Raw genomic sequence first — 26,643 nt, 5'->3', positions numbered from 1 at the left:
AGGCAACCGCCCGGTGCTTCGGCAAGCTTACCGCTCGCCTCCGCGGCCCGTTGAACCCCCTAGGCCCGTCACTTTCGTGCCGTTCCGTCCGGGTTTCCCGCGGGCAGAGAGAAAGTTACGTGATCACCCGTGGCCGATGCAAATCGACCCTCATAATCGCGAGGTCCCGCGCCCGCCCCAAGACCATGACAGAGTGGGCTCATGGGTTCCTCCCCCACGCTGGCGGCCGACGCCATCTCCGATCTCCTACTCCCCGCCGGGCAGCTGGTGATCGGCGCACTTGTGCTGGTCACGCTCGTGATTTCGACCCTGCGCCTGGCCCGCCGAGGCCCCACCCGCATGGGCGGCGCCCTCCTGCTGACCGGCGGCGCCGTAATCGGCCTGGCAGTGATCGGCTACCTGGTGCAACTCCTGTGACCCCGGTCGCAGCGCGGTAATTCAGGAAAGCAGCCCGGAATTTCAGGAGAGGCGACGGTTCGCAAGGCTCGGCAACTCCTCGCGGATCTTCTCCAGCCGGGACAGGTCCAGCTCGGCCGTGGCGATCGTGATGTCATCGGGCGCCTGCGCCACCACAGTCCCCCACGGGTCGATGATCATGCTCCGCCCGAAACACGTACGCGATGGCTCGTGGTCCCCGATCTGGCCGGCAGCGACCACATAGCACTGGTTCTCGATGGCGCGGGCCCGCAGCAGAACCTCCCAGTGGTCGCGTCCGGTGTGCATCATGAACGCGGCCGGGACCACCAGGACCCGAGCGTCTTCGACGGCGAGGCGCCGGTACAGCTCGGGGAAACGTAGGTCGTAGCAGATGGACAGGCCGGTCCGGACGCCGGCGATGTCGGCGACGACGGTGCGGTCACCGGGCGAGACCGAGCGGGACTCCTGGTAGGAGACACGGCCGGCGATCTCCACGTCGTACAGGTGAATCTTCCGATAGGTCGCGGCCAGCTCGCCCCCGGGCGAGAAGACGAGCGTGGTGTTGAACGTGTGCTCGTCGTCCGGGCCGATCTCGTGGAACGAGCCGGCGTGCACCCAGATGCCGAGCTCCCGCGCGGCCCGGGCGAAGAACTGAGCGAACTCGCCGTCGATCGGCTCCGGCTTCGGCGCTGTCTTCCCGGGGCCCAGATAGTCGACGTACTCCGGCAGGACGGCCAGGTCGGCGCCCGCGGCCGCGGCCCGCTCCAGCAGATCGCGGGCAACGCGCAGGTTCTGGTCACGGTCGTCACGGGAGTTGAGCTGGCACACGGCTACGCGCATGAATCGAGACTACGCACAATCCGTCGCGTCCACTCGGGCCGAGAACGCAAGCACCGCGCCGGGACGGACCCGACGCGGTGCGAGGAAGGACAGAGCTAGGCCGACTTCTCTTCGCGATCCGGCCGGCGACGGCGGCCGACGAACTCGCGGGGCACGATGGTCGGGTTGACGTTCTCCAGGACGACCTCGCGGGTGATGACTACACGCGCGGCGTCGGGGTTGCTGGGAACCTCGTACATCACGGAGAGCAGGACCTCTTCCATGATGGCGCGCAGGCCTCGGGCGCCGGTGCCGCGGAGCATGGCCTGATCGGCGATCGCCTCGAGGGCGCCGTAGTCGAACTCGAGCTCCACGCCGTCCAGCTCGAACAGGCGCTGGTACTGCTTCACGTACGCGTTGCGGGGCTCGGTCAGGATCTTGATCAGCGCCTCGCGGTCGAGGTTGCGGACCGTGGTGATGACCGGGAGCCGGCCGATGAACTCGGGGATCAGGCCGAATTTCAGCATGTCCTCGGGCATCACCTTGCTGAAGATGTCGTCGGTGTTGCGCTCCGAGATCGAGCGGAGGTGCGCGCCGAAGCCGACGCCGCCGTGCCCGACCCGGGACTCGATGATCCGGTCCAGGCCGGCGAAGGCGCCGCCCACGATGAACAACACGTTCGTCGTGTCGATCTGGATGAACTCCTGGTGCGGATGCTTGCGGCCGCCCTGGGGCGGAACGTTCGCCACCGTGCCCTCGAGGATCTTCAGCAGGGCCTGCTGGACGCCCTCCCCGGACACGTCGCGGGTGATCGACGGGTTCTCGCTCTTGCGGGCGATCTTGTCGACCTCGTCGATGTAGATGATGCCCTGCTCGGCGCGCTTCACGTCGTAGTCGGCGGCCTGGATGAGCTTGAGCAGGATGTTTTCCACGTCCTCGCCGACGTAGCCGGCCTCGGTCAGCGCCGTGGCATCGGCGATCGCGAACGGGACGTTGAGCATGCGGGCGAGGGTCTGCGCCAGGTGCGTCTTACCGCAGCCGGTGGGGCCGATGAGCATGATGTTGCTCTTGGCCACCTCGACGTCGCTGCCGCTGCCGGGCGCGCCGCTCGACTCGGCCTGGATGCGCTTGTAGTGGTTGTAGACCGCCACCGAAAGCGCCTTCTTGGCCTGTTCCTGCCCGACCACGTAGTTGTCGAGGAAGGCGCAGATCTCCATCGGCTTGGGAAGCTCTTCCCACTTCACCTCGCCGGTCTCGGCCAGCTCTTCTTCGATGATCTCGTTGCAGAGGTCGATGCACTCATCGCAGATGTAGACACCGGGGCCCGCGATGAGCTTCTTGACCTGCTTCTGGGACTTCCCACAGAAGGAGCACTTCAGTAGGTCGCCACCGTCGCCGATCCGTGCCACCTACGACTCCTTGAAATCATCGGCCGGCTCGCGCCGACCCCTGGTCGAGGGCTGAATCGCCCCGTTGCCATCCCATCGTCTGCCGAACCGCGTAACTGAGGCTGCATGCTCGACGTTACCCGCAAAGGGGCGGTTCTCCGACCCCCCAAAACGGGCGTGTCAGGGGTCGGCCAGTCTAACGCGCACCGGTCGGCCCCCGACAACGTGCTCCTAGCTGCCCGAGCTGACCGACTGAAGGCTCTTCTTGCGGCTGGCCAGGACGACGTCGACCAGGCCGTACTCCTTGGCCTCGTCGGCGGTCATGATCTTGTCACGGTCGATGTCCTTGCGGACCTTGTCGACCGGCTGGCCGGAGTGGCGAGCGATCATCTCCTCGAGCTGCGTACGCATGCGGAGAATCTCGCGGGCCTGGATCTCGATGTCCGAGCCCTGGCCGTAGCCGCCCTCGGTGGCCGGCTGGTGGATCAGCACCCGGGAGTGCGGCAGCGCCATGCGCTTGCCCGCCGTGCCGCCCGCCAGCAGGACCGCGGCCGCCGAGGCGGCCTGGCCGAGGCAGACGGTGGAGATGTCCGGGCGGACGTACTGCATGGTGTCGTAGATCGCCGTCATGGCGGTGAACGAGCCACCCGGGGAGTTGATGTACATCAGGATGTCGCGGTCCGGGTCGGAGCTCTCCAGCGTCAGCAGCTGGGCCATCACGTCGTTGGCCGACGCGTCGTCCACCTGGACGCCGAGGAAGATGATCCGGTCCTCGAACATCTTGTTGTACGGGTTTGTCTCCTTCATCATCCCGTTCGAGGAGCGCTCGACGAAGGACGGGAGAATGTAGCGGTTGTGCACCGGAGCGAACCCGGGAGGCATGGTCAGGTCAGTCATAGTTCTGCTCCTCAGTTCAGCGTTCCGGCGCCATCGGCGACCTCAATGGCCCCGGTGATCACCTTGTCGATGAAGCCGTAGTCCTTGGCCTCCTGCGCCGTGAACCAGCGGTCACGGTCGAAGTCGGCTGCGATCTGCTCCTGGGACTGACCGGTGTGAAACGCGATCCGCTCCTGGAACATGCGCTTGGTGTAGAGCATCTGCTCGGCCTGGATGGCGATGTCGGCGGCCGTGCCGCCCATGCCACCCGACGGCTGGTGCATCATGATCCGGGCGTGCGGCAGCGCGAAGCGCTTGCCGGCGGCGCCGGCGCAGAGCAGGAACTGCCCCATCGACGCGGCCATGCCCATCGCGACGGTCTGCACGTCGTTGTCGATGAACTGCATCGTGTCGTAGATCGCCATGCCCGAGTAGACCGAGCCACCCGGGGAGTTGATCCAGAGGTGGATGTCGCGCTCAGGGTCCTCGGCGGAAAGCAGCAGCAGCTGCGCGCAGATGCGGTTGGCCACCGCGTCGGTCACCTCGCTGCCGAGGAAGATGATGCGCTCACGCAGCAGGCGGTTGAAGACCGAATCGTCGAGGTTGCCACTGAGGGTGTCGCCGCCGCGCAGCACAGGGCTCGCGGGGATGTGGAGATCGGTCATGGCAGCCCTTCACAGCTGACTGTGTCGGCCGAGGTTCCGGCCGGCAGGTTGTCCGTCGTACGACCAACCTAACCGGTCGAATGAGCATCAGCTTCCCGCTCGGGCAGGTGTTCGCTGACAGCGCAGTGCTGGCTGGCTCCGCTTCGCTCCGCGGGCGATCGCCCCTTTCAGGGTGATGAGGAGGCAGCCAATTTTCGACGCCGCAAACCCCCGGCGCCAAAAATCGACTGCCTCCTCATCACCGGGGCGATCGCGACTCTCCCCGGCTCAAACCAAATCAGTGGTTGTGGCCGGCGTGCTCGTCTTCCGACGCGGCACGCAGGTCGTCCAGGGTGAGGACGTTGCCCTCGGAGTCCTTCATCTCGACCTGCTCCATCACCGAGGCGAGCGCCTTGCCCCGGCGCACGTCGCCGAAGACCGCGGCCGCCGCGCCCGACTGGACGAGCTGGTCGTAGTACTGCTGCGGCTGCATCTGGGCGCGCTGCGCCCGGTGCACGATCTCGTGGCCGAACTCGTCGTCGGAGACCTGAACGTCCTCGGCGTCCGCGACCGTGTCGAGCAGCAGCTGGATGCGGACGCCCTCCTCGGCGGCCTCGGTCAGCTCCTGGTCGATCTGCTCCTCGGTCTTGTCCTCGGAGGTCAGGTAGTCCTGCAGGGTGGCGCCGATCCGCTCGAGCTGGTCGGTCATGGCCTGCTTGCGGCCCTCGACCTCGTCCTTCACGACGCCCTCGGGCGCCGGGATCTCGGCGGCCACGACGAGCTGCTTGAGGGCCTCGTCGCGGGCGGCGTAGATCTGCTCGACCTTCTTCACCCGGGTGAGACGCTCGCGCAGGTCGCCGCGCAGCTCGTCGAGCGTGTCGAACTCGCTCGCCAGCTGGGCGAACTCGTCGTCGATCTCGGGCAGCTGCTTGTCCTTGACGCTGCGGACGGTCACCTTGACCTCGGCGTCGCGGCCGGCGAAGTCGCCGCCGACGAGCTGGGTGGTGAACTCCGCGTCGGCGCCGGCGACCAGGCCGACGAGGACCTCGTCGAGGCCCGGGAGCAGCTGCTTGCTGCCGACCTCGTGGGAGATGTTGGTGGCCGAGCCGCCCGGCACCTCCTCGCCGTCGACGGTGGCGTTCAGGTCGAGCTGCACGTAGTCGCCCTCGGCGGCCGGCCGCTCGACGGTCTTGAGGGTCGCGAAGCGCTCACGCAGGCCGTTGATCTGCTCGTCGATCTCGTTGTCGCCGATCTCGACGGCCGGGACCGTGACCGAGATGGTCTTCAGGTCCGGCACGGTGATCTCGGGACGGACGTCGACCTCGGCCGTGAACTTCAGCGGCGCGTTGTCGGCGAACTCGGTGATCTCCACCTCGGGGCGGCCGAGCGTCTTCACGTCGTGCTCACGGACCGCGGCGAGGATCTGCTGCGGGATCGCCTCCTGCACGGCCTCGTTGAGAACCGCGCCGCGGCCGACCCGCTGGTCGATCACGGCGGCCGGGATCTTGCCACGACGGAAGCCCGGCACCTGCACCTGCGCGCCGATCTCCCGGTACGCCTTCTGCAGGCTCGGCTTGAGCTCGTCGAACGGCACCTCGATGGCGAGCTTCACCCTGGTCGGGCTCAGAGTCTCGACGGTGCTCTTCACAGGCGTACTCCTTGTTGCTGCGGATAGATGATGTCAGTCGGGGTGGCGGGATTTGAACCCACGGCCCCTCGCTCCCAAAGCGAGTGCGCTACCAAGCTGCGCCACACCCCGTGGCGTGGGCCAGTGTATGCGGTCCGCTTTCGTCAACGTGCGCTGGAGTCACCTAGTGGGCCAGAGCCCGATAAGGTGGGCGGTTCGCAACGACGGGAAGTGATTCAGTAAGCTAGCGGTCGTGCGCCGGGCAACCGGCGCCGCGCGGGCGTAGCTCAATGGTAGAGCCTCAGTCTTCCAAACTGATTACGCGAGTTCGATTCTCGTCGCCCGCTCCGCGATGGGCGTCCCCTGTCCGCAGAGGGCGCGGACCTGGTCGCTCCGCATTCCTACCTGGGGGCCGAGCCCCCAGACCCCCACGATGACTGTTGGTTGCGGTGGGTTCGGGGTCAGGCGATTTATCCCGTACGGCCGGAGCGCGCGGACCTGGACAAGGGCGCGGCGTAGGGACGCTGGGGTGTTGCGGTCTCGGCGTGGACGGCCCGGGTCGTGTGTGCCTGGTCGGCGAAACCCACCTGAGCGGCCAGGGCGGCCAGGCGGCCAGGTCGTCGGCGTCGGGCAGGCGGTCTAGGGCGGCTCGCGCTCGCAGGCGGCGGCGGTAGAGCCGGTGGAAGAGCCGCGACAGGTGCCGCCGCCGATAAGCGCGCCAAAAAGGGGCACAGCGCCGGGCCGCCACCCGGCGCTGTGCCGTCTCAACTTGCGACGGAGAGGAAGAACTCCGCCGCCGGTGAGGTGGAGCACCCCCGGTATGACGGGAGCGTGCCGGCGGAACTGGGAGCACTTCCAGTCTTGAAGGTTTCCAGTGATTCCGGCCGCCAACGTAACGCCCGGCTTCGACGCGCGTCTATTAGGGCTCTCTTAAATCTGACCGGGGATCAGCAAGTCGTCACGCACGGCGATCAACGGGATCAAGGTCGGCCTTGACATGTGACCTTTTGGTCACATAACTTTGCGTCATGGATGACGACGACCGGGTGTTCAAGGCGCTGGCCGACCCGAGCCGTCGTTTCCTGCTCGACCTGCTCTTCGAGCGCGACGGCCGCACGCTCTCGGAGCTCGAGTCGGAGCTTGCGATGACGCGGTTCGGCGTCGCGAAGCACCTCAAGGTGCTCGAGGAGGCGGGCCTCGTCGTCACGCGCCGGTCCGGGCGGGAGAAGCTGCACTTTCTCAACCCCGTGCCGATCCGGCTGATCCACGACCGGTGGATCGACAAGTACACCGAGCACCACGTGCAAGCCCTCGTCGATCTCAAGCACGCGCTGGAGGAAGAGCCATGACCGACACGACTACCGCACTCACGACCCAGGTCTACCGGGTGTGGATCAAGGCGACGCCGGAGCGGATCTGGGCCGCCATCACCGACCCCGAGTGGAACAGCAGGTATGCCTACCAGGCGCCCAGCTACTTCGAGCTGAGGAAGGGCGGCTCGTTCCACGCGACCGCCACCAAGGACATGAAGGACTTCGCGGCGGCCAACGGCTTCGAGGTGCCGGACACGATCCTCGACGGCGAGATCCTCGAGTGCGAGCCGCCGCGGCGCCTGGTGCAGACCTGGCGGATGCTGATGGACCCGAGCACCGCCGGCGAGCCGTTCACCACGCTGACGTACGAGATCGAGGACGCCAAGATGCAGCCCGGCGTCAGCAAGCTGACCATCACGCACCAGCTGGCCGGCGCGCCGAACACGGCCGCGATGGTGGCGGGCACCGAGGACAGCGGGGCCGGCGGCGGCTGGGCCTGGATCCTCAGCGACCTCAAGACGCTGCTGGAGACGGGAAAGAACTTCGTGGAGTGACATACATCCGGCTCGACCCTGGGGTTTCCCGGGGTCGGGCCGGTATCGTCCGCCGGGTGACCTGGCTCTGGGCATTACTCATCGTGATTGGCCTCGCCATGATCGTGGTGGCGGTGTGGCCGAGCATCCGCGGCCGCAAGACCGAAAGCCCGCAGGACGACGAGAATCCGGAAGGCGTCTGAGGGCCTCCGGAAGCGGGCTGGCACACTACCAAGGGTGAGCGACGGAGAGCTGGAGACATACAGTCTCGTCGAGCTCGCCGTCGACCGGCTGCGGCGCGACATCCTGAGCGGGCGCACCGATCCCGGCGAACGTCTCGTCGAGGAGCAGCTGACCCGCCGGCTGGGCATCAGCCGGGCCCCCCTGCGCGAGGCCATGCGGCTTCTCGCCCAGCAGGGGCTGGTCGAGCACATTCCCCGGCGCGGCGCGCGGGTGGCCACGCTTTCCGACGACGACGTACGCGAGCTGTACGAGGTGCGCGACGTCCTGGAGCGGCACGCCGTCGCCACCACGCCGGCCGCCCCGGATCTGGCCGGGCTGCGCGCCGCCCTCGACGTGATGCGCAAGGCGACCGAGGCCGGCGACCGCCTCGAGCTGGCGAACGCGCACCGCCGCTTCCACACCGAGGTGGTGCGGCTGAGCGGCAACCGCCAGCTGGCCGCCCTGTACGAGTCGATCCTGGTGCGCATCCAGCTGTACATGGCGGTGAACATGCGCCGGGAGGCGGAGACCGCGCACGCGGAGGACGGCGTGCACCGGCACGAGCGCCTGTTCGCGGCGGTGGAGGCCGGCGACGCCGTGGGCATCCTGACGGCGCTGAGCGAGCACGGCGCCCGCACTTACCTGACCTAGCAAAGAGCACGTAGCGAAACCGCGACGTTACAAACCGAGGCCTCCGCCGAAACAGGATTGTCGACAATCGACGATGTGGACGCACACGAGATCGTCGATGAGGTCGCCGCCCGGCTGAGCGAGCGCGAGGGTGTCTGGATCAGCACCTTCACCCGCGCTGAGCTGCATGAGCGCGCGGACGCGATCGACCCGGCGCTGCCGCTCGCGGGCATGCCGTTCGCGGTCAAGGACAACATCGACGTGGCCGGGCTGCCCACGACGGCCGGCTGCCCCGACTTCGCCTACCGGCCGCAGCGCCACGCGACCGTGGTGCAGCGGCTGGTGGACGCCGGGGCGATCGTGGTCGGCAAGACCAACCTCGACCAGTTCGCGACCGGGCTGACCGGGGCGCGTTCGCCGTACGGGTCGCCGGAGAGCGTCTTCGGCGGCGGGCTGATCTCGGGCGGGTCCAGCTCGGGGTCGGCGGTGGCGGTGGCGAGCGGGGTGGTGCCGTTCGCCCTGGGCACGGACACCGCCGGCTCGGGGCGGGTGCCGGCGGCGCTGAACGGGATCACCGGGGTCAAGCCGACCCGGGGGCTGCTCAGCACGCGCGGGGTGGTGCCGGCGTGCCGGTCGCTCGACTGTGTCTCGATCTTCGCGCCCGATCCGGGTACGGCCGAGCGGGTCATGCGGGTGGCGCGCGGCCTCGATTCCGGGGACCCGTGGTCGCGGGACGGCCGTGGTCCACTGATCGGCGAGCCGCGCATCGCCGTACCCGAAAGCCTGGATTTTTTTGGTGATGCGGGCCAGGAGAAGTCCTTCGCGAGCTGGCGGAGTCACCCCACGGTCGGCATCGGGCCGCTGCTGGAAGCCGGTGACCTGCTCTATCGCGGGCCGTGGGTGGCCGAGCGCCTCGCGGTCCTCGGCGAGTTCCTGGAGAAGAGCCCCGGGTCGGTCCTGCCGGTGACGCGGCAGGTTCTGGAGAACGGGTACGGCTACAGCGCCGTCGACGCGTTCCGGGCGCGGCACCGCCTCCAGGAGCTGAAGGCCGCCGCCGACCGGATGTGGGACGACATCGACGTGCTGGTGCTGCCCACGATCGGCACCACCTACACGTACGCGGAGATCGCCGAGGACCCGATCGGGCGCAACCTGAACCTGGGCCGGTACACGCAGTTCGCGAACCTGCTGGACATGGCGGCCGTGACGGTGCCGAACGGGTTCACCGAGGACGGCCGGCCCGCGTCGATCACGCTGTTCGGCCCGGCCTTCAGCGACGACACGCTGATCCGGCTGGCCCGCTCGCTGCCGCTCGATGACGGCATGACGATCGCGGTCGCCGGCCTGCATCTGAGCGGCGAGCCCCGCAACGGCGAACTGGTCGCCCGCGGCGCCACGCTGCTCGGCGCGACCCGCACCGCGCCCTGCTACCGCCTCTACCACCTGCCCAGCGGAGCGCCCGGCCTGGTCAGGTCCCCGGACGGCGCCTCGATCGAGGTCGAGCTGTGGCGGCTGCCCGCGGCCCAGGTCGGCGGCTTCCTGGCGGGCATCGGCGCGCCGCTCGGCCTCGGCCGGGTCGCGCTGGACGACGGCACCGAGGTCACCGGCTTCCTCTGCGAGGGATACGCGGTGGCGGGCGCCCCGGACATCACCGCCGGCGGCGGCTGGCGGAACTACCGGATGAGAGGAGAGAAGCGATGAGCGCGACGATCGGGCCGGTCAAGGCCGACCCGTACCTGTGGCCGTACGACGGGGCCGTGCCCGTCGAGAGGACGGCACTGATCTGCATCGACTGGCAGACCGACTTCTGTGGGAAGGGCGGCTATGTCGACGCGATGGGCTACGACATCGAGCTGACCCGGGCGGGGCTGCCGTCCACCGCGCGGCTGCTCGCGCATGCCCGGGAGCTCGGGATGCTCGTCGTGCACACCCGGGAGGGGCACGACCCGGACCTGTCCGACCTGCCGGCCAACAAGCGGTGGCGCTCGGCGCGGATCGGGGCGGAGATCGGCTCGGACGGGCCGGGCGGGCGGATCCTGGTGCGCGGTGAGCCGGGGTGGGAGATCGTGCCGGAGGTCGCCCCGGTCGCCGGCGAGGCCGTGATCGACAAGCCGGGGAAGGGCGCCTTCTACGCGACGAATCTCGACCTCGTATTGCGTACGCGGGGAATCTCGCACTTGATCTTGACTGGCATCACCACCGACGTGTGCGTGCACACGACCATGCGCGAGGCGAACGACCGCGGATACGAGTGCCTGATCCTCAGCGACTGCACCGGCGCGACCGACCCCGGCAACCACGCCGCGGCACTGCACATGGTGACGATGCAGGGCGGCGTCTTCGGGTGCGTGTCCACGTCGGAGGACGTGATCGCCGGGACGGAGTCCTGAGATGCCGAAGGTGGACGCCAAGCCCGGGCCCTTCGCTTTCGATCTCGACTCCACGGCGCTGCTCGTGATCGACATGCAGCGGGACTTCCTGATGCCGGGCGGGTTCGGGGAGAGCCTCGGTAACGACGTGTCGCGATTGCGGCGGACGATCGAGCCGCTCGCGGCCCTGATGACCGCCTGGCGCGCACGGAACCTGCCGATCATCCACACCCGCGAAGGGCATCTGCCCGACCTGTCGGACTGCCCGCCCGCCAAGTTGAACCGTGGCGCGCCCAGCATGCGGATCGGCGACCCCGGCGCCTTCGGCCGCATCCTCATCCGGGGCGAGTACGGCCACGACATCATCGACGAGCTGCAGCCTCTGGACGGCGAGCTCGTGATTGACAAACCGGGCAAAGGCGCTTTTTACGCGACGGATCTTCATAAAACGCTAGCGGGAAAGAGCAGCTTGGTGGTCACCGGGGTCACCACCGAGGTCTGCGTACACACCACGGTCCGCGAGGCGAACGACCGCGGCTACGAATGCCTGGTCCTGGCCGACTGCGTCGGCTCCTACTTCCCCGAGTTCCAGCAGGCCGGCCTCGAGATGATCGCCGCTCAGGGCGGCATCTTCGGCTGGGTCGCCGAATCCCCCGCACTGATCGCCGCCCTCGAGGAGCAGAGATGACCAAACTTCCGTACTGGGTTCGCGGCGACACGAACGCCTTCTTCGGCTTCGGCGTCAACGTGCTGGTCAACGTCCTCACGCTCACCGGCCTCTGCATCGGCGTCATCAAGATGCCGGCCGGCGACGTCTTCGGTGTCATCCTCCCGGCGCTCGGCATCGCCCTGGTCGCCGGCAACGTCTACTACACCTATCTGGCGCGCCGGCTCGCGGCGAAGGAGAACCGCGCGGACGTCACCGCGATGCCGTACGGCCCGAGCGTCCCGCACATGTTCATCGTGATCTTCGTGATCATGCTGCCGATCTACCTGTCCACGAAGAACCCGATCGCCGCGTGGACGGCCGGCATCGCCTGGGCGTTCATCATCGGCGTCATCGTGCTGATCGGCGCGTTCGTCGGCCCGTACATCAGGAAATACACACCCCGGGCGGCGCTGCTCGGCACCCTGGCCGGCATCTCGATCACCTTCATCTCGATGAACCCGGCCGGCAACATGTGGACAGCCGCGTGGATCGCCCTGCCCGTCTTCGGCCTGCTGCTGGTCGGCCTGCTCACCGACGTGAAGCTGCCCTTCAACATCCCGATCGGCCTGGCCGCGCTGCTGGTCGGCACCGCGATCGGCTGGATCGGCGGGTACATGAGCGTGCCCGACGTGACCGCGGCCGCCAAGGACATCGCGTTCGCCTTCCCGCACCTGAAGGTCGACCTGCTGATCGACGGGCTCAGGGACATGGCGCCGCTGCTGGCCACGGCCATCCCGCTGGGCGTCTACAACTTCACCGAGGCGATGACCAACGTGGAGAGCGCGGCCACCGCCGGCGACAAGTACAACCTGCGCAGCGTGCTGCTGGCCGACGGCGCCGGCGCGGTGATCGGCTCCTGCCTCGGCTCGCCGTTCCCACCCGCCGTCTACGTCGGGCATCCCGGCTGGAAGGCGGCCGGCGGCCGCAGCGGCTACTCGATGGCGACCGGCGTGGTGATCGCCCTGCTCTGCTTCTTCGGCCTGTTCGGCCTGCTCGGAGCGATCTTCCCGACCCCGGCGATCGTGCCGATCCTGCTCTACATCGGCCTGCTGATCGGCGCGCAGGCGTTCCAGGCCACGCCCCGGGCGCACGCGGCGGCGGTGGTGGCCGCGCTCATCCCGAACATCGCGCAGTGGGTCACCGGCATGATGGACAACGCGCTGTCGGCGGCGGGCACGACGGCGGCGCAGGTGGGCAACGACGCGCTGGCCGGGGCGGGCGTCGTCTACGGCGGCCTCAAGACGCTGGGCGAGGGCGCGATCCTGGCCGGCCTGGTGCTCGGCGCGATCGTCGCGTTCATCATCGACAAGCGCTTCTGGCACGCGGCGATCTTCTCGGGCGCCGGCGCGGTGCTGACCTTCGTGGGGCTGATCCACGCACCGAAAGTGGGGTGGAACGCGGACGGGCAGGTCACGCTCGGCTATCTGTTCCTGGCCGCGGTCTGCGTGCTGTTCGCGCTGACCAGGCCGGCGCCGGAGCCGGTCATGGAAGGTGAAGCCCAGGTCTCGGTCCCGGCTTGATGGAGATCGACCGGCCCGACGTGATCGCCGAGGTCACGGCCGCCTTCGAGGCCTACGAGCGGGCCCTCGTGGACGACGACGTGCCCGCCATGCTGAGCTTCTTCGCGGCGCGCGCCGTGCGGTTCGGCATCGCCGACCAGCAGAAAGGCATCGAGGAACAGGCCCGGTGGCGGCTTGCGCAAGGTGGCCTGCCGCCGGGCCGTCGTCTCGAGGACACAACCATTCACGCGTACGGCGAAAGCACCGCCATCGTCACGACGCTCTTCGGCTATCCGGGCAGTGGGGTGCTCGGCCGGCAGTCGCAGACATGGGTGCGGCTGCCCTCGGGCTGGAAGATCGTGCACGCGCACGTCTCCGAACCCCAGGCATGAACCGCCTTCAACCGGGCATCCGTCCGACATGATTGATCCGCGTAGCAGGTACCCGAAGCCCTCGCTCGACGGCGGCGACCAGGAGCCGCCCGGCTCGACCGAGGCGATGCCCGACCGGCCCGACCACGGCGAGGAGAGCTACCGCGGCTCGGGCCGGCTGGCCGGGCGGAAGGCGATCATCACCGGCGGCGACTCCGGCATCGGGCGGGCGGTGGCCATCGCGTACGCGCGGGAGGGCGCCGACGTGCTGATCTCTTACCTCCCTTCGGAGGAGCCGGACGCTCAGGAGACGGTTGCGTTGATCGAGAAGGCCGGGCAGAAGGCCGTGACCGTGCCCGGCGACATCCGCGACGAGGCGCTCTGCATGGCGATCGTCGAGCGGGCCGTGGCCGAGCTCGGCGGGGTCGACATCCTGGTCAACAACGCCGCCTACCAGATGATGGTGCCGGGCGGGATCACCGAGATCAGCACCGAACAGTTCGACCGGGTCATGAAGACGAACCTGTACGCGATGTTCTGGCTCTCGCGGGCCGTGGTGCCCCGGATGCGCCCCGGATCGTCGATCATCAACACCGCGTCGATCCAGGCGTACCTGTCGTCGAGCGCGCTGCTCGACTACGCCACCACCAAGGGCGGGATCGTGGCATTCACCAAAGCGCTCGCCGAGGACCTCGCCGAAAAGGGCATCCGGGTCAACGCGGTCGCTCCCGGGCCGATCTGGACGCCGCTGATCCCGTCGACGATGACGTCGGAGAAGGTCGAGTCGTTCGGCTCGGACACGCCGCTCGGGCGGGCCGGGCAGCCCGCCGAGGTCGCGCCCGCCTACGTCTACTTCGCGAGCGACGACGCTTCGTACACGACCGGCGAGGTCCTCGGGATCACCGGCGGCAAACCGGTCAGCTGACCCTTACGACGACACCTGGCCGGCCACCCAGTTCCACGCGGTCATGACCCACTCGGTCTGCTGCAGGTCGGCGATCCCGACGCCGACCAGGAACAGGGCGGTCACCAGGTGCGAGCCGCGGGCCGAGCGGCGCTGGCGGCCCATGCCGCGCTCGAGCACGTAGTAGCCGACGACGCGGGCCAGGCAGAACACGCCGACCGCGACGATCAGAGTGACCACGAAGACGATCACCGACGTGCCGAGCGAGCCGCCGCCGGAGAGCGCCCAGATGCCCCAGCAGACGAAGGCGAACAGCGCGGCCGCGGTGGACCACTCGTTGCCCCGGCGCAGGTCGCTCCAGCGCCAGCTCATGCCGCGGGCGTGCGGGGCGTCGGCGCCGGGCCAGCCGACGCCGGTGGGCTCGTGCTCGGCGAACTGCCGCTGGTGGGCCTGCGGGTTGACCCGGGCGCGGCCCTGCGTGAACGGCGACTGCTGCTGCTCTGTGGGCTGTTGCTCCGGGGCGGTGTCGCCGCCGCCGTGCGCGCCCATCGCCGGGGCCGTGGGCTGGTCGGCCCAGGGGTCCTGCGGTGGCATGTCGAGCGTCCGCTCATACCACTGCGGTTGCTCAGGCATCGTTCCCCCTCGGTTTCGTACTGCCGCCCCCACATCGAGAGTAGCGAGCCGACAAATCGTTCGCTCTTGCGCGTCGAGTCCGTTACACAGAACTCCATGGACGAATCCGTGCGTCTTCGCCAGGCGACGGCCGAGGACCACGACGCGATCGTGGATCTGCTCGGCTACGTCTTCCACCACGACTACGACGACGAGGCCCGGGCCCTCGAGCGGACGATCCTGGAGCCGGAGCGCTCACTGGTCGCCGAGGACGACGGTGCGATCGTCGGCCATACCACCGCGCTCTCGCGCGACCTGACCGTTCCCGGCGCCGTCCTGCCGGCCGCCCACGTCACCGGGGTCGGCGTGGCGCCCACGCACCGGCGGCGCGGCCTGCTCAGCGCCATGATGCGCCGCCAGCTCACCGAGGTGGCCGAGCCGATCGCGGTCCTCTGGGCCAGCGAGACGACGATCTACCCCCGCTTCGGCTACGGCCCGTCGGCCGGCGTGATGTCGCTCACCGCGATGACGCGTGAGCTGCGCATACGCCCCGAAGTGCCGGGCGCCGACCTCCGGCTGAAGCTGATCGACCCCAAGAAGTCGCGCGACGAGCTGGCCGCGATCTTCGCGAGGGTCGCCGAGTCGAGGGTGGGCTGGTCGAGCCGCCCCGGCGCGTGGTGGGACTTCCACCTCGCCGACCTCAAGGACAACCGCGGCGGCGCGACCTCGCGGCACGGCGTGATCTGTCACGACGCCGACGGCAACCCCGCCGGCTACGCGCTGTGGCGGGTGAAGAGCAAGTGGGACGAGTACGGCCCCGACGCCCAGGTACGGGTCATGGAGGTCGCCGCCGACGACCCGGGGGTGTACGCGGCCCTGTGGCGCTTCCTCCTCGGCATCGACCTGGCCCGCAGCCTCTCCTACGACGCCGGCGCGGTCGACGAGCCCCTGTTCCTCATGGTCGACGAGCCCCGCCGCCTGGGCCGCAAATACGAAGAGGCTCTCTGGATCCGGGTCGTCGACCTGCCGTCGGCGCTGGAGGCCCGCCGCTACCAGACTGCCGTGGATGTGGTCCTCGAGGTGACCGACCCGCTGCTCCCCGCGAACGCCGGCCGCTGGCGCCTGACCGGCGGCCCCGACAAGGCGAGCTGCGTGCGCACCGAGGAGTCCCCCGACCTGGCCATGACGGTGACCGATCTGGGCGCGCTCTATCTGGGCGGCACATCCTTGGGTTCGCTGATCGGTTCCGGCCGGGTCCGCGCGCTGACCGCCAACGTCCCGACGGCCGCCTTCGGCTGGCACAGAGCGCCAAACCCGATCGAGGTGTTCTGAGTGCACGCAGCGGCGGTACCGTCGGCACCATGGCCGAGCCCGAACGCCGACGCCGCCGCCTGCGTCCCTCCTCATCCCACGCGTCGACGCCTCCCGTCCCGCCCCCGGACGACCAGACCACCGTCCCGCCCTCCGGCAACCAGGGGCTAGACCCGGCCGCAGGGGCCGGCACGGGCACGGCCGCCGGCGCGGGCGCAGCAACGGGCTCAGGCGCGACCACCAGCACAGGCGCGACCGCGGGCTCAGGCGCGACCACGGGCGCGGGGGCAGGCGCGGGCTCAGGCGCGACTGCCGGCTCAGGCGCGACCACGGGCGCGGGCTCAGGCGCGACTGCCGGCTCAGGCGCGACCACGGGTGCGCGGGCAGGCACAGGGGCGGGCACAGGCACAGGCGCAGCCACGGGTGCGGGCACAGGCGCAGGCACGGGTGCGGGCACAGGCGCAGGCACGGGTGCGGGCGTGGGCTCGGCCACCGACCGCAGCGCGGTGAGTGACTCGGGTGCGGTGCCGGGCACGGAGGCGGTGACCGGCGCGATCGCCGACCTCGAAGAGACGGCGCGGCCGGCGCCACCCGCGGCTCGGCCCGGCGATCGGATGCCCGCGGATCGCGCGCCGCGTTCCGGGCCGGTCCGGCGCCCCTATCCCGGTGGCGCCTCCCCCGGCCCCGGCGGGAACGGCGGGGGCAACGGCGGTGACGACCGGGAGACCGAGCGAGGGTTGCGAGGCCTGGTGGGCAGCGGTTCGTCGCAGGTCAGCGTGGGTGCGGCCCTGCGGGCCCGCGACGCGGCCCGCCCGTCGGACGAGCAGCTGGCCGACGCCGACCGCAACCTGACGATCGTCCGCCGCAACTGGGTGCCGCGCGAGGAACTGCCACGCAACCGCTGACATAGCGGGCCGCCGCAAGCGACCCAAGCCGCGCGGCCGAGGCGAGCGCCGCGCGGGCAAAGGCGGGAGTCGCGCGGGCAAAGGCGGGAGTCGCGCGGGCGAAGCGGGCGTCAGCCCGCCTCGCCCGGATGGGCCGGCGGCCGGGTATGGCCTTGGGCTGGCGCCCAGTTTGTCCGCAAAAGTGGGGACTTATTCTGGCCCGTACGGTAAAAGGAGCGGGAGAAGGCCGCTCACGGTGACCCAGGTCAGGAAGCTGGCAGATCGGGGAGTTTGCGGGACTGCTCGTAGTCGGCCAGCTGGGCTATGCGGCGGGCGTGGCGTGGGTTTCCGGAGAACGCGGTGGCCAGGAACGTGTCCACGAAAGCCGTGGCCTCGTCGAGGGTGTGCTCGCGGGCGCCGATGCTGATGACGTTGGCGTCGTTGTGCTGCCTCGCCAGCTGGGCGATCTCGGTGCGCCAGACCAGGGCGGCCCTAACCCCGTCGATCTTGTTGGCGGCGATCTGCTCGCCGTTGCCGGAGCCGCCGATGACGATGCCGAGTGAGCCCTCGTCGGCGACCACCTTGGCGCCGGTGTGCAGGCAGAAGGCCGGGTAGTCGTCCTCCGGGTCGTAGACGTGCGGTCCCACGTCCACGACGTCGTGGCCCTGCTTGGTCAGGTGGTTGACGAGGTGCATCTTCAGTTCGTAACCGGCGTGGTCCGAACCCAGGTAGACACGCATGTCCGAAGTCTCTCAGAAGGTCTCTAACTTTTGCTCGCAGTGCGGCGGAGCCGCCTCAAAACAGCAGAGCCGCTCGCAGCGAGGACGCGACTTGGTCGGTCGCGGCTCGTGCGGCGTCGATCACGGCGAGCTTGCGGGCGAAGCCGTGGTTGACGCCCATGTAGCGGGTGTGCACGACCTGGACACCGGCGCTGACCAGGGCGTCCGCATAGTCGGCGCCCTCGTCGCGGAGGGCGTCGTACTCGGCGGTGATGATGAGCGTGCTGGGCATCCCGGACAGATCCGGCGTGGCGAAGATGGCGGCGTCGGGGGTCAGGCGCTGCATGGGGTCGGGGATGTAGGTCTCCCAGGCCAGCTTCATGCCCTTGCGGTCGAGGCCGTATTCGCCCACTTCGTCGTAACTAGCGGAAGCCGTCATGGGATCCAGGGCCGGATAAATCAGGATTTGGTGGTCTAGCGGGGTGGCGGCGTCGCGCTGCCGCCGCGCCGTAATGGTGGCCAGTTGGGCGCCGGCGCTGTCGCCGCCGATAGCGAGCCGGCTCGGGTCGACGCCAATGTCCGACTTACGGACAAATTTGATGACATTTTCGGCGTCTTCCAGGGCCGCCGGGAAGACGTGCTCGGGAGCGAGCCGGTAATCGACACTCAAAACAGCACAACCCGACCGGTCGGCGATGCGCCGGCACATGCGGTCGACGGTCTCGATGCTGCCGTAGGCCCAACCGCCGCCGTGCAGATAGACGAAGAGCGGCGCGTCGGGGCGGGTGGCATAAAGGCGACAGGGCACACCGTACGCGTCGACGTCGGCCACGACCGGGAGCGGCAGGGCGGGCCCGCACTCCGCGTCGACCGACTCCTCCATCGCCTTGCGGGCGTACTTGAGCTGCTCGTACGGGTCGGCCGCGAGCACATCGGAAGGAGGACGGCGGCGGATCTTCTCCGCCGCCGTCACTTGCGGGTTCAGCATGCTCAGTCGAGCTGGGAGAGGACTAGGCCGCCGCGCGCCTTGGGGGTGAACCAGGTGCTCTTGCGGGGCAGCTTCTGCCGTTCCAGGTTGACCTTCACGAAGTCGTCGACCGTGACCGGCGCGATCAGCACGGCCAGCTCGGCGTGCTGGGCGTCGACCTCGCCGCGCAGCCAGGCCGCCGAGTAGTCGCCGCCGATGTAGGAGATCCGCTTGTCGCCGGGGTCGAGGCCGAGCACGTCGCCGAGGAGAACCCGCTCCACGAGGGCGTGGTCGAGGTTTTCCACCAGCGGCAGGTTGAGGTCGGCGGGCAGGCCGAGCGCGAAGGTGCGACCCTGCACGTAGATCTCCACCGTGCCCTTGCCCGGGATGCCAGCTGTGTCTCTACCCAAGCCTGGACTATCAGTCGGCGGAGCTGTGTCTCTACCCAAGCCTGGACTATCAGTCGGCGGAGCCGGGCGGGGCAGCTCGTTGACCGTGGCGCCGGCCTCGCCGAGCCGCTTGAGCAGCTCGTCGAGCGGCAGCGGCAGCTCGCTGACCAGCCGGTTGTAGGGCTGGATCGCCACCGACGCGGGGGTGGTGACCACCGCGAGGAAGCGCGGCAGCCGCCCGGTCTGCGCGGCGAGGCTGCGGTGGTTGCCGTCGGCGACCACCAGCTCGCCGCCGCCGGCCAGGGCGGTCAGCTCGTCCTGCAGCGGGCCGGGTGCGATCGGCCAGATGGCGTGGGTGCGACCGGACTGGTCCACGTCGGTCGCCGCGGGCTCACCCGCCGCCTCGGTGGCGGCCGCGAGGGCCGCGTGCAGCTCCTCGCCCTTGGCGGTCTGCAGCAGGAGTACGGGCGAGAGCAGCGTGCCCAGGGCGCCGGCCAGGGCCACCCGCTCGCGCACCTTCTCGATGAAGACTTCCTCGTTGCGGATGACCAGGCCGGCCTCGTCGGCGCTGGCGGAGATCTGGTCGGTGTCGACCATGCCCCACAGGCCGTACGCGGTGGGCTCGCCGGGCGCGGTGATCCGGTAGAGCACGACGACGTGCTCGGACGGGAGGTAGTTGCCCTCGGCGCGCTCCAATGCGAGCCGGGCGACCGCGTCGGGCAGCGACGCGGTGAAGGACTTGCCCAGGCTCTCGGGCGCCAGGTGCGGCATCTCGACGGCGAGAGCGCTGTGTGGGTTGGCGGAGATGATGGCGGTGATTTCGGCGTCGTCGGCGAACTCGTCGTAGTTCTGCGCGCCGGTGGCCCCGGTGGTGAGCCAGGCCCGGCTGATCGAATGCACGACCGTCATGGGGCGCAACCTACCTGGTCGGACGTCGGTGCCGAGTCACCGGCATGTTCCCGCGTGACCTGGCTAACTGTGCTTTCCGCCACGCGCCGAGCGGCCGGCCGACCGGGGTCGCCGAGACGATCACCGGTGGCGCCACCATAGCGGCCATTTCGGGCGCCAGGCCCTCCCAGTCGGCGCGTTGCACGGCGATCGTCGACGTAGCGATCGTCTCCGTATCGGACATCTGTCCGTCTCCGCTCGTTCATGTGGGTCTCCGATACCCCATCCAACGACCGGTAGTCGGAAGGGGTGGTGCGAACCCCGTTTTCTGGTCCGATTTCAGCCGCACGTACTCCGGGTGGGGTGCGCCACGACCGGGGCGAATACTCTGGCGGGGAATAGCTCGTGCGCTCTGAAGGAGAGTGGCTGTGGCCGGAGTTCGAAACTTGACACAGGTGGAGGCCGCCGATCGCGCCCGCCTGCTCGAGGTGACCGGATACGACGTCGCGTTGGACCTGACCGACGGGCATGGGAATCCGGGCGACGGCACCTTCCGCTCCACCACGGTCGTGACCTTCCGGTGCGTCGAGCCGGGCGCCGAGACGTTCATCGAGACCGCGGCCGCCTCGGTGCGCTCGGCCACGCTGAACGGGACGGAGATCGACCTCAGCGGGTTCTCGGCCGAGAAGGGGCTGGCGCTGACCGGCCTCGCCGCCGAGAACGAGCTGGTCGTCGACGCCGACTTCGCGTACTCGGCGAGCGGCCAGGGCCTGCAGCGCAGCCTCGACCCGGTCGACAAGGAGATCTACCTCTACAGCCAGTTCGAGACGGCCGACGCGCAGCGGGTGTTCGCCTGCTTCGACCAGCCCGACCTCAAGAGCGTGTTCACCTGGCACGCCACGGTGCCCAAGCATTGGAAGGTCGTCTCGAACATGCCGGTCGCGTCCGAGGCCGCGGCCGGCCCGGGCGCCAAGACCGTGCACTTCCAGACGTCGCCGCTGATGAGCACCTACATCGCGGCGATCTGCGCGGGGCCGTACCACGAGGTGCGGTTCTCCCACGACGGCGTCGACATGGGCTACTTCTGCCGCGCGTCCATGGCTCAGTACATGGACGCCGACGACCTCCACCTGATCACCACGCAGGGGTTCGACTTCTTCCAGGAGCAGTTCGGCGTCCGGTACCCGCTGCCGAAGTACGACCAGCTGTGGGTGCCCGACTTCAACGCCGGCGCCATGGAGAACTTCGGCTGCGTGACCCACGCCGAGGCGCACTACATCTTCCGGTCGCAGGTCACCGACTTCGAGTACGAGCAGCGGGCGAACACGATCCTGCACGAGCTCGCGCACATGTGGTTCGGCGACCTGGTCACCATGCGCTGGTGGAACGACCTGTGGCTGAACGAGTCGTTCGCGGAGTGGGCCAGCCACTGGTGCAACTCGAAGGCGACCCGGTTCACCGACGCGTGGACGACGTTCCTGTCGGTCCGGAAGAGCTGGGGCTACCGGCAGGACCAGCTGTCCTCGACGCACCCGGTCTACTGCGAGATGCCCGACCTGGAGGCCGTCGAGGTCAATTTCGACGGCATCACGTACGCCAAGGGCGCGGGCGTGATCAAGCAGCTCGTCGCCTACGTGGGCATCGATTCGTTCATCACGGGCCTGCGGGCGTACTTCCAGAAGCACGCTTGGAGCAACGCCACGTTCGACGACCTGCTCACCGAGCTGGAGGCGGCGTCCGGCCGGGAGCTGCGCAAGTTCGCGGCCCAGTGGCTGGAGACGGCCCAGGTCAACACGCTGCGCCCGGTCGTCTCGCTTGCCGCGGACGGCACGTACGAGAGCGTCGTCGTGCAGCAGGAGGCGCCGGCCGACTACCCGACCCTGCGTACCCACCGCATCGGGGTCGGCCTCTACGACCTGCAGGGCGATCGGCTGGTCCGCCGCGACCTGCTGGAGCTCGACGTCGCCGGCGAGCGCACCGAGATCCCGGCGCTGACCGGCGTGCGGGCCGCCGACGTGCTGCTGCTCAACGACGACGACCTGTCGTACACGAAGTTGCGCCTGGACGAGCGGTCGCTGGCCACCGTGGTCAACCACATCGCCGGGATCGACTCGTCGCTGTCGCGCGCCCTGGTGTGGAACGCGGCGTGGGACATGCTGCGCGACGCCGAGATGGCCGCCCGCGACTACGTCACGCTGGTCTGCTCGGGCCTGCCCCGGGAGACCGACATCAACCTCACCACCTGGACGGTCCGGCAGGCGGCGAGCGCGATCGCGCAGTACGCCGACCCGGCCTGGCAGCCGGCCGGCTGGGCGCAACTGGCCGAGCTGTCGCGGGGCGCGCTGGCCTCCGCCGAGCCCGGCAGCGGCTGGCAGCTGAGCTGGGCGCGGTCGTTCATCAGCGCGGCGCGCACCCCCGAGGAGCAGGCCGTGCTGCGCGGCTGGCTCTCCGGCCAGGGCGTGCCCGAGGGCCTGGTGGTCGACACCGAGCTGCGGTGGGCGCTGTTGCAGGCGCTGACATCGCTCGGCGCGGCCGGCCTCGACGAGATCGAGGACGAGCTGGCCGGCGACCGGACGGCCAGCGGCGAGCGGGAGGCGGCGATCGCGCGGGCGCTGATCCCGACGGCGGAGAACAAGGCCGCCGTCTGGGCCGAGCTGACCGGCGAGGACGGCGTGCCGAACTGGCTCAACCGGTCGCTGCTGTCCGGCTTCCAGAGCGTCAAGCAGGTCGGCCTCACGGCGCCGTACGCGGCGAAGTTCTTCGAGGTCGTGGGCGACGTGTGGGCCCGCTCGGACAGCGAGCCGGCGCAGGAGTTCGTGATGATGGGCTACCCCGTCTACCAGATCAGCGAGGAGACGATCGCGCTGACCGACGCGTGGCTGGCCCGCGACGGTCAGCCGGCGTCGCTGCGCCGGCTGGTGGCCGAGGGTCGTGACGGGGTCGTGCGGGCTTTGAAGGCCCGAGCTCGCGACACCGCCGCGGCTTGATCAGATCCAGGTCGCCGGGGCGATTCTGACCGGATAGGGGGCGTCGAGCTTGACGGGCTCGGCGCCCTCGACGCTGTGGCCGGCCCGGTAGCGGGCGCCGCCGAGGAGGTACGTGCGCAGCACCGGGGTCGCGGCGCCGGTCTCGACGCGCCAGAAGACGGGGATGCCGGCCTCGGCGTACAGCGAGGGCTTGAGGACGCGGTCGTAGCGGCGGGTCGCCGGGGTCTCGACCTCGACCACCAGCGCCACGTCGGCCGGGTCGCTCCAGATCGCGCCGGACGAGCGCGGGCGCAGCACGGTGACATCGGGGACCAGGTTGCTCTCGCCGATCTCGATCCCCAGCCGGTCGCAGACCCACCAGCCCGGCGGCGCGGCGGCACGCAGGGTGGTGACGACGGCCCGGACCACCGCGTCATGCGACTCGGGGGACGGGGGCGTCACGTGCAGGCAGCCGTCGACGATCTCGTAGCGGTGGCCGTCCTGCGGGAATAGATGGAGATCCGGCTCGCTCCACACGCCCTCGGGTGCGCTCCACCGGGGCGGCGTGCTCGCGACCTGACTCGACATCACCAAGGCGGTCACCTCCGGCTTCGTTACCGTGGTGTGCCAGCCTACTCACTCTGCGTATCCAGTTGCAAAGAAAAAAGGCTCCCTGTCGGGAGCCTTTTCATGTCTGAATCAATGCTTGCCGGCGTGGCTCGCCAACTGGTCGATGCCCGACAAGATGCCGCCGGCCAGGTCGCCGCCGGCGAAGGCGGCGGCCATCGAGAGGCCGGCCAGCTTCGCGTCGCGATCGGAGATGCGCTTGCGCGCCTCGTTACCGGTGACGATCTCGAGCTTGCGCTGGTTGGGTGAGACCGCGACGAGCACGGCGCGCGCCGACCCGTCGATCTGCTTGTGCAGCTTTTCGGCGGCATCGCGGCTCGGGGTGCCCAGCTCGCCGATGTAGACGCTGAACGTCAGGCCGGTCTGCTGGTCGGCCACCCGCAGCGCCTCGTCGAGGCGCAGCAGCTGACGGGTCGTGAAGGGGCCGTCCAGGACGGCGTTGGGGCCAAGCTCTTCGGGGTCGGCCACCAGCGTGTCGCCGCCCGGCTTCTTGAGCGCGGTCAGCGGCTGCTCGTGCACCACTTCACCAGCTGTCACTTGCGCCTCCTACAGGCCCGGGGAGAACCCGATGTCCGGTGGCGTCCTCGAGAATCGGCGCCTCGATCGCCTTCTGGTGCCCGTCAGCGCTGACGGCAGCGCCGGTGACCTGCTCCGGCGAGGCCAGGAACCAGATCGGCTGGAAGTCGTAGGGACGGCCCGGCCGGTACCGGCGGGTGCGCCGGGTGCGGTCGCTGCCCGTGAGGACGAGCGCCGCCACCAGAAGGATGATGGCGGCCGGAATGATCACGAAGACCAATACGGTGCTTGATATCGACAACCTCAACGCCCCCAGGCGCCAGTTTTCCAGTTGATCCGAACAACAGTCACGGTAGCGGAGAGCGGGACGTGCCGGACCGTCGGGTCTTGAACCAGCATCCGCGTCCAGGTCTCACGCCGTCGGGATCTACGCGGAAATGGCGTGGAGGTGCGAAAATCACCCTCACGCGCCGTTCGTGTCCTGGTGACCGTGGACGGCAGGAGGGGGATCTCATGCGCATGTCTGTCCCCGCCGCCCTGGCGGCACTTCTCATGAGCCTGTTTGTCCTGTTCCTGGATCCGTCGGCGGCGCGGGCCGCGGCCATCTACCTCGAGCTCAACCCGAGCACCGTCCCGGTCGGGGACCAGGTCGGGCTGCGCGCCTCGTGTGACGACAACCTCAAAGCGGCGAGCGTCTCGTCGGCGCTGTTCGGCACCGTCGCGGTGAATCCGCAGTACGGGCTCCTCACCGCCACGGTGACCGTGCCGTCGGGCACCAAGCCCGGCGACTACAAGTTCGAGCTGCACTGCTCCGACAAGGCGACGGCCTCGGCCACGCTGCACGTGGTGGCCAAGGTGGAGCCGGCGCAGGGCCCGGCCACCGGTGGTGGCGGCACCGCGCCCGAGCGGTTCGCGCCGATCCTGATCGGCAGCGGGCTCGCCGTGATCGGCGCCGGGTTAGCGCTCGGCCTCACGACCCTGCGACGCCGCCGACTCGGCTGAGGCCCGCCTTGACTCGCCGACCGACGCCGGTGCACGGCCCCCGCATGCCCGACTCGGTGCTGCGCAAGCAGCCCGCCCAGATCGTGGCCCCGCCGCCGGGGACGATCACCGGCCCGCTGCCGCCCACCCCGTCGGCGCCGGGCCGTCACCCCTTTCGGGCCCCGCACCCCCGGCCGAAGCCCAAGGACCCGCCGCGGCCGACCCGGGGACGGAAGCCCTGGCCGGTCGGGCCGGTGGTGCTCGCCCTGGTCTTCTTCGGCCTGTTCCTGGTGGCGATGGGGGTCGGGGCGGCGACCAGCATCGACCTGCCGGACATCTTCGACCGCAAGTCGGCCGACGAGCCGCCGCCGCGCTCGTTCCCGGTGCTCGACCCGAGCCGGCCCGAGCGGCTGACCATCCCGTCGATCAAGGTCGAGGCGCCGATCCTCGACGTGGGGCTGGCCTCGGACGGGTCGGTCGGGGTGCCGCCGCTCAAGCGGCACAACGAGGCCGGCTGGTTCGACGGCGGTCCGACCCCCGGCCAGTTCGGTCCGGCCTTGATCGTCGGGCACGCCGACACCCGGACCGGGCCGTCGGTCTTCTACAACCTGCCCAAGCTGAAGCCGGGCCAGCGGATCGAGGTGCTGCGGGCCGACAACGCGGTGGCGGTCTTCGAGGTCAACTCGGTGGAGCACTTCGACAAGGGCAAACTGCCCATCCAACGCGTGTACGGCGACTACAGCCGCCCGTCCCTGCGCCTGATGACCTGCGGCGGCGACTGGATCGGCGGCAGCACCGGATACCAGGACAACATCGTCGTTTTCGCCTCGCTGGTCGAGACCAAAAACAACTAAGCCGCCTCGGCAGGCTCTGCCGGGGCGGCTGGTAGGTCGAGCCAGTCGGCCCAACGGGGGTCTGGCGTGCGGTGCCCGAGCACCCGCCACGCGACCCCGCGTGGCGCTTGCGGTATCGCGTGGAGCCTCCACCCGAGCTCGGCCGGCGTCTTGTCGCCCTTGCTGTGGTTGCACTTGGCGCAGGCGGCCACGACGTTTTCCCAGGCGTGCAGACCGCCGCGGCTGCGCGGGAACACGTGGTCGATGGTCTCGGCCGAGCCGCGGCAGTAGGCGCAGCGGCCGCCGTCCCGGGCGAAGATCGCGCGGCGGGAGAGGCCGACATGGGTGCGGTACGGAACCTTCACGTACCGGGTGAGGCGGACGACCGACGGAACCGGGAGGTTCTGGTAGGCGCTGTGCAGGATGCCGTCCCCGTCGGAGACGCACTCTGCCTTGGCCGTCAGCACGAGAATGGTCGCTCGACGCACTGATACGACGCACAGCGGCTCGTACGTGGCGTTCAGAACTAACGCGGATGAGCCCACTGTCGGTCGTATGTCAGGCATCGCGATCACCCTCCGGTGTAGGTGCTGCCAACCGCTCCCGGTTCGTCGCTGTCGTGGTCCGTG

The 26,643-nt window shown here is 69.6% G+C and carries 29 protein-coding genes and 2 tRNA genes; 17 read left to right on the top strand and 14 right to left on the bottom strand.

From position 1 onward, the window contains the following. Positions 1-201 precede the first annotated feature (201 nt). Entirely contained in the window at positions 202-417 is a 216-nt protein-coding gene (locus tag ACQPZX_RS07460) for a hypothetical protein (protein ID WP_433376239.1), read from the top strand. A gap of 42 nt (positions 418-459) precedes the next feature. On the opposite strand, the gene ACQPZX_RS07455 is transcribed toward ACQPZX_RS07460, so the two are convergent. The 6 genes from ACQPZX_RS07455 to ACQPZX_RS07430 form a co-directional block, all read right to left on the bottom strand. Further along, entirely contained in the window at positions 460-1,257 is a 798-nt protein-coding gene (locus ACQPZX_RS07455; RefSeq protein WP_433376236.1) for a carbon-nitrogen hydrolase family protein, read from the bottom strand. 95 nt (positions 1,258-1,352) lie between these two features. Beyond that, on the bottom strand, positions 1,353-2,645 hold the full coding sequence (clpX, locus tag ACQPZX_RS07450; RefSeq protein ID WP_433301831.1) for an ATP-dependent Clp protease ATP-binding subunit ClpX: 1,293 nt from the start codon (positions 2,643-2,645) through the stop codon (positions 1,353-1,355). Between the two features lie 210 nt (positions 2,646-2,855). Next, complete coding sequence (locus ACQPZX_RS07445; protein ID WP_433376233.1) at positions 2,856-3,521, bottom strand: ATP-dependent Clp protease proteolytic subunit; 666 nt, start codon at positions 3,519-3,521, stop codon at positions 2,856-2,858. Positions 3,522-3,532: 11 nt separating this feature from the next. Then, on the bottom strand, positions 3,533-4,165 hold the full coding sequence (locus tag ACQPZX_RS07440) for an ATP-dependent Clp protease proteolytic subunit (protein ID WP_433376230.1): 633 nt from the start codon (positions 4,163-4,165) through the stop codon (positions 3,533-3,535). A 277-nt stretch (positions 4,166-4,442) separates the two neighbouring features. Further along, complete coding sequence (gene tig, locus ACQPZX_RS07435; RefSeq protein WP_433376227.1) at positions 4,443-5,792, bottom strand: trigger factor; 1,350 nt, start codon at positions 5,790-5,792, stop codon at positions 4,443-4,445. 37 nt (positions 5,793-5,829) lie between these two features. Further along, positions 5,830-5,903, bottom strand: a tRNA-Pro gene (locus ACQPZX_RS07430). A gap of 144 nt (positions 5,904-6,047) precedes the next feature. Between ACQPZX_RS07430 and ACQPZX_RS07425 the strand changes: the two genes are divergently transcribed. The 11 genes from ACQPZX_RS07425 to ACQPZX_RS07375 all read left to right on the top strand — a co-directional run bounded on the left by ACQPZX_RS07425 (position 6,048) and on the right by ACQPZX_RS07375 (position 14,342). Beyond that, positions 6,048-6,118, top strand: a tRNA-Gly gene (locus tag ACQPZX_RS07425). A gap of 681 nt (positions 6,119-6,799) precedes the next feature. Further along, on the top strand, positions 6,800-7,120 hold the full coding sequence (locus ACQPZX_RS07420; RefSeq protein WP_433376224.1) for an ArsR/SmtB family transcription factor: 321 nt from the start codon (positions 6,800-6,802) through the stop codon (positions 7,118-7,120). Next, complete coding sequence (locus ACQPZX_RS07415) at positions 7,117-7,638, top strand: SRPBCC domain-containing protein (RefSeq protein WP_433376221.1); 522 nt, start codon at positions 7,117-7,119, stop codon at positions 7,636-7,638. Before ACQPZX_RS07420 ends, ACQPZX_RS07415 begins: the two co-directional genes overlap by 4 nt. Positions 7,639-7,694: 56 nt before the next feature. Further along, positions 7,695-7,820 (top strand): hypothetical protein, encoded by a 126-nt coding sequence (locus ACQPZX_RS07410; RefSeq protein WP_433376218.1) that lies wholly within the window; start codon positions 7,695-7,697, stop codon positions 7,818-7,820. A 34-nt stretch (positions 7,821-7,854) separates the two neighbouring features. Next, on the top strand, positions 7,855-8,490 hold the full coding sequence (locus tag ACQPZX_RS07405) for a GntR family transcriptional regulator (protein WP_433376215.1): 636 nt from the start codon (positions 7,855-7,857) through the stop codon (positions 8,488-8,490). Positions 8,491-8,565: 75 nt separating this feature from the next. Then, positions 8,566-10,170: an allophanate hydrolase gene (gene atzF, locus ACQPZX_RS07400; protein ID WP_433376212.1), complete on the top strand. Its 1,605-nt coding sequence runs from the start codon at positions 8,566-8,568 to the stop codon at positions 10,168-10,170. Next, entirely contained in the window at positions 10,167-10,859 is a 693-nt protein-coding gene (gene biuH / locus ACQPZX_RS07395; protein WP_433376209.1) for a biuret amidohydrolase, read from the top strand. The genes atzF and biuH overlap by 4 nt, the downstream gene beginning before the upstream one ends. 1 nt (position 10,860) lies before the next feature. Further along, positions 10,861-11,526, top strand: a complete 666-nt coding sequence (locus tag ACQPZX_RS07390) for a cysteine hydrolase family protein (protein ID WP_433376207.1) — start codon at positions 10,861-10,863, stop codon at positions 11,524-11,526. After that, positions 11,523-13,067 carry a regulator gene (locus ACQPZX_RS07385; protein WP_433376204.1) on the top strand — a complete coding sequence of 515 codons (1,545 nt, stop codon included), beginning with the start codon at positions 11,523-11,525 and terminating at the stop codon, positions 13,065-13,067. Before ACQPZX_RS07390 ends, ACQPZX_RS07385 begins: the two co-directional genes overlap by 4 nt. Continuing rightward, a complete protein-coding gene (locus tag ACQPZX_RS07380) occupies positions 13,067-13,438 on the top strand; it encodes an AtzH-like domain-containing protein (RefSeq protein ID WP_433376201.1) in 372 nt (123 codons plus the stop codon). The genes ACQPZX_RS07385 and ACQPZX_RS07380 overlap by 1 nt, the downstream gene beginning before the upstream one ends. A 28-nt stretch (positions 13,439-13,466) precedes the next feature. Further along, positions 13,467-14,342 carry an SDR family oxidoreductase gene (locus tag ACQPZX_RS07375; RefSeq protein ID WP_433376198.1) on the top strand — a complete coding sequence of 292 codons (876 nt, stop codon included), beginning with the start codon at positions 13,467-13,469 and terminating at the stop codon, positions 14,340-14,342. A 3-nt stretch (positions 14,343-14,345) separates the two neighbouring features. Here the strand turns inward: ACQPZX_RS07375 and ACQPZX_RS07370 are convergent, their stop codons facing one another. Further along, entirely contained in the window at positions 14,346-14,954 is a 609-nt protein-coding gene (locus tag ACQPZX_RS07370; RefSeq protein ID WP_433376195.1) for a DNA-directed RNA polymerase II, read from the bottom strand. A 96-nt stretch (positions 14,955-15,050) separates the two neighbouring features. Here ACQPZX_RS07370 and ACQPZX_RS07365 point away from each other — a divergent pair, with 96 nt between their 5' ends. Beyond that, the gene (locus ACQPZX_RS07365) at positions 15,051-16,265 is read left to right on the top strand and encodes a GNAT family N-acetyltransferase (protein ID WP_433376192.1); all 1,215 of its coding nucleotides are present in this window, start codon (positions 15,051-15,053) and stop codon (positions 16,263-16,265) included. Between the two features lie 458 nt (positions 16,266-16,723). Beyond that, positions 16,724-17,149, top strand: a complete 426-nt coding sequence (locus ACQPZX_RS07360) for a hypothetical protein (RefSeq protein WP_433376189.1) — start codon at positions 16,724-16,726, stop codon at positions 17,147-17,149. A 245-nt stretch (positions 17,150-17,394) separates the two neighbouring features. On the opposite strand, the gene ACQPZX_RS07355 is transcribed toward ACQPZX_RS07360, so the two are convergent. The 3 genes from ACQPZX_RS07355 to ACQPZX_RS07345 are packed head-to-tail and all read right to left on the bottom strand — an operon-like array spanning position 17,395 to position 20,112. Next, a complete protein-coding gene (locus ACQPZX_RS07355) occupies positions 17,395-17,868 on the bottom strand; it encodes a ribose-5-phosphate isomerase (RefSeq protein ID WP_433376186.1) in 474 nt (157 codons plus the stop codon). Between the two features lie 55 nt (positions 17,869-17,923). Next, on the bottom strand, positions 17,924-18,835 hold the full coding sequence (locus ACQPZX_RS07350) for an alpha/beta hydrolase (RefSeq protein ID WP_433376183.1): 912 nt from the start codon (positions 18,833-18,835) through the stop codon (positions 17,924-17,926). Positions 18,836-18,837: 2 nt separating this feature from the next. Next, complete coding sequence (locus ACQPZX_RS07345; protein ID WP_433376180.1) at positions 18,838-20,112, bottom strand: DUF1015 family protein; 1,275 nt, start codon at positions 20,110-20,112, stop codon at positions 18,838-18,840. A gap of 407 nt (positions 20,113-20,519) precedes the next feature. Between ACQPZX_RS07345 and pepN the strand changes: the two genes are divergently transcribed. Further along, positions 20,520-23,078 (top strand): aminopeptidase N, encoded by a 2,559-nt coding sequence (pepN, locus tag ACQPZX_RS07340; RefSeq protein ID WP_433376177.1) that lies wholly within the window; start codon positions 20,520-20,522, stop codon positions 23,076-23,078. Here the strand turns inward: pepN and ACQPZX_RS07335 are convergent, their stop codons facing one another. From ACQPZX_RS07335 to ctaJ, 3 genes are all read right to left on the bottom strand, one after another. Next, on the bottom strand, positions 23,079-23,660 hold the full coding sequence (locus tag ACQPZX_RS07335; RefSeq protein ID WP_433376174.1) for a Uma2 family endonuclease: 582 nt from the start codon (positions 23,658-23,660) through the stop codon (positions 23,079-23,081). It abuts the gene before it with no gap. 96 nt (positions 23,661-23,756) lie between these two features. After that, positions 23,757-24,155, bottom strand: a complete 399-nt coding sequence (locus tag ACQPZX_RS07330; RefSeq protein WP_433385070.1) for a DUF5130 family protein — start codon at positions 24,153-24,155, stop codon at positions 23,757-23,759. 52 nt (positions 24,156-24,207) lie between these two features. Then, on the bottom strand, positions 24,208-24,471 hold the full coding sequence (ctaJ, locus tag ACQPZX_RS07325; protein ID WP_433376171.1) for an aa3-type cytochrome oxidase subunit CtaJ: 264 nt from the start codon (positions 24,469-24,471) through the stop codon (positions 24,208-24,210). Between the two features lie 242 nt (positions 24,472-24,713). On the opposite strand from ctaJ, the gene ACQPZX_RS07320 reads away from it, so the two are divergent. Beyond that, a complete protein-coding gene (locus ACQPZX_RS07320) occupies positions 24,714-25,202 on the top strand; it encodes a hypothetical protein (protein ID WP_433376168.1) in 489 nt (162 codons plus the stop codon). A 44-nt stretch (positions 25,203-25,246) separates the two neighbouring features. Continuing rightward, complete coding sequence (locus ACQPZX_RS07315; protein ID WP_433376165.1) at positions 25,247-26,035, top strand: class F sortase; 789 nt, start codon at positions 25,247-25,249, stop codon at positions 26,033-26,035. Here ACQPZX_RS07315 and ACQPZX_RS07310 read toward each other — a convergent pair. Next, on the bottom strand, positions 26,032-26,580 hold the full coding sequence (locus ACQPZX_RS07310; RefSeq protein ID WP_433376162.1) for an HNH endonuclease: 549 nt from the start codon (positions 26,578-26,580) through the stop codon (positions 26,032-26,034). The two genes, ACQPZX_RS07315 and ACQPZX_RS07310, sit on opposite strands and share 4 nt — an antisense overlap. Between the last annotated feature and the right edge of the window lie 63 nt (positions 26,581-26,643).

The organism is Actinoplanes sp. CA-142083 (genome assembly GCF_050942195.1).
GTDB lineage: Bacteria > Actinomycetota > Actinomycetes > Mycobacteriales > Micromonosporaceae > Actinoplanes.
This window is presented reverse-complemented; position numbering and strand designations above follow the sequence as displayed.

Coding starts and splice junctions, on each gene's coding strand:
- ACQPZX_RS07355 (WP_433376186.1), bottom strand. CDS start 17,868: ATGCGTGTCTACCTGGGTTCGGACCACGCCGGTTACGAACTGAAGATG.
- ACQPZX_RS07420 (WP_433376224.1), top strand. CDS start 6,800: ATGGATGACGACGACCGGGTGTTCAAGGCGCTGGCCGACCCGAGCCGT.
- ACQPZX_RS07445 (WP_433376233.1), bottom strand. CDS start 3,521: ATGACTGACCTGACCATGCCTCCCGGGTTCGCTCCGGTGCACAACCGC.
- ACQPZX_RS07380 (WP_433376201.1), top strand. CDS start 13,067: ATGGAGATCGACCGGCCCGACGTGATCGCCGAGGTCACGGCCGCCTTC.
- ACQPZX_RS07415 (WP_433376221.1), top strand. CDS start 7,117: ATGACCGACACGACTACCGCACTCACGACCCAGGTCTACCGGGTGTGG.
- ACQPZX_RS07440 (WP_433376230.1), bottom strand. CDS start 4,165: ATGACCGATCTCCACATCCCCGCGAGCCCTGTGCTGCGCGGCGGCGAC.
- ACQPZX_RS07385 (WP_433376204.1), top strand. CDS start 11,523: ATGACCAAACTTCCGTACTGGGTTCGCGGCGACACGAACGCCTTCTTC.
- ACQPZX_RS07370 (WP_433376195.1), bottom strand. CDS start 14,954: ATGCCTGAGCAACCGCAGTGGTATGAGCGGACGCTCGACATGCCACCG.
- ACQPZX_RS07390 (WP_433376207.1), top strand. CDS start 10,861: ATGCCGAAGGTGGACGCCAAGCCCGGGCCCTTCGCTTTCGATCTCGAC.
- ACQPZX_RS07375 (WP_433376198.1), top strand. CDS start 13,467: ATGATTGATCCGCGTAGCAGGTACCCGAAGCCCTCGCTCGACGGCGGC.
- ACQPZX_RS07460 (WP_433376239.1), top strand. CDS start 202: ATGGGTTCCTCCCCCACGCTGGCGGCCGACGCCATCTCCGATCTCCTA.
- ACQPZX_RS07320 (WP_433376168.1), top strand. CDS start 24,714: ATGCGCATGTCTGTCCCCGCCGCCCTGGCGGCACTTCTCATGAGCCTG.
- ACQPZX_RS07455 (WP_433376236.1), bottom strand. CDS start 1,257: ATGCGCGTAGCCGTGTGCCAGCTCAACTCCCGTGACGACCGTGACCAG.
- ACQPZX_RS07345 (WP_433376180.1), bottom strand. CDS start 20,112: ATGACGGTCGTGCATTCGATCAGCCGGGCCTGGCTCACCACCGGGGCC.
- ACQPZX_RS07315 (WP_433376165.1), top strand. CDS start 25,247: ATGCCCGACTCGGTGCTGCGCAAGCAGCCCGCCCAGATCGTGGCCCCG.
- ACQPZX_RS07365 (WP_433376192.1), top strand. CDS start 15,051: ATGGACGAATCCGTGCGTCTTCGCCAGGCGACGGCCGAGGACCACGAC.
- biuH (WP_433376209.1), top strand. CDS start 10,167: ATGAGCGCGACGATCGGGCCGGTCAAGGCCGACCCGTACCTGTGGCCG.
- ACQPZX_RS07350 (WP_433376183.1), bottom strand. CDS start 18,835: ATGCTGAACCCGCAAGTGACGGCGGCGGAGAAGATCCGCCGCCGTCCT.
- ACQPZX_RS07310 (WP_433376162.1), bottom strand. CDS start 26,580: ATGCCTGACATACGACCGACAGTGGGCTCATCCGCGTTAGTTCTGAAC.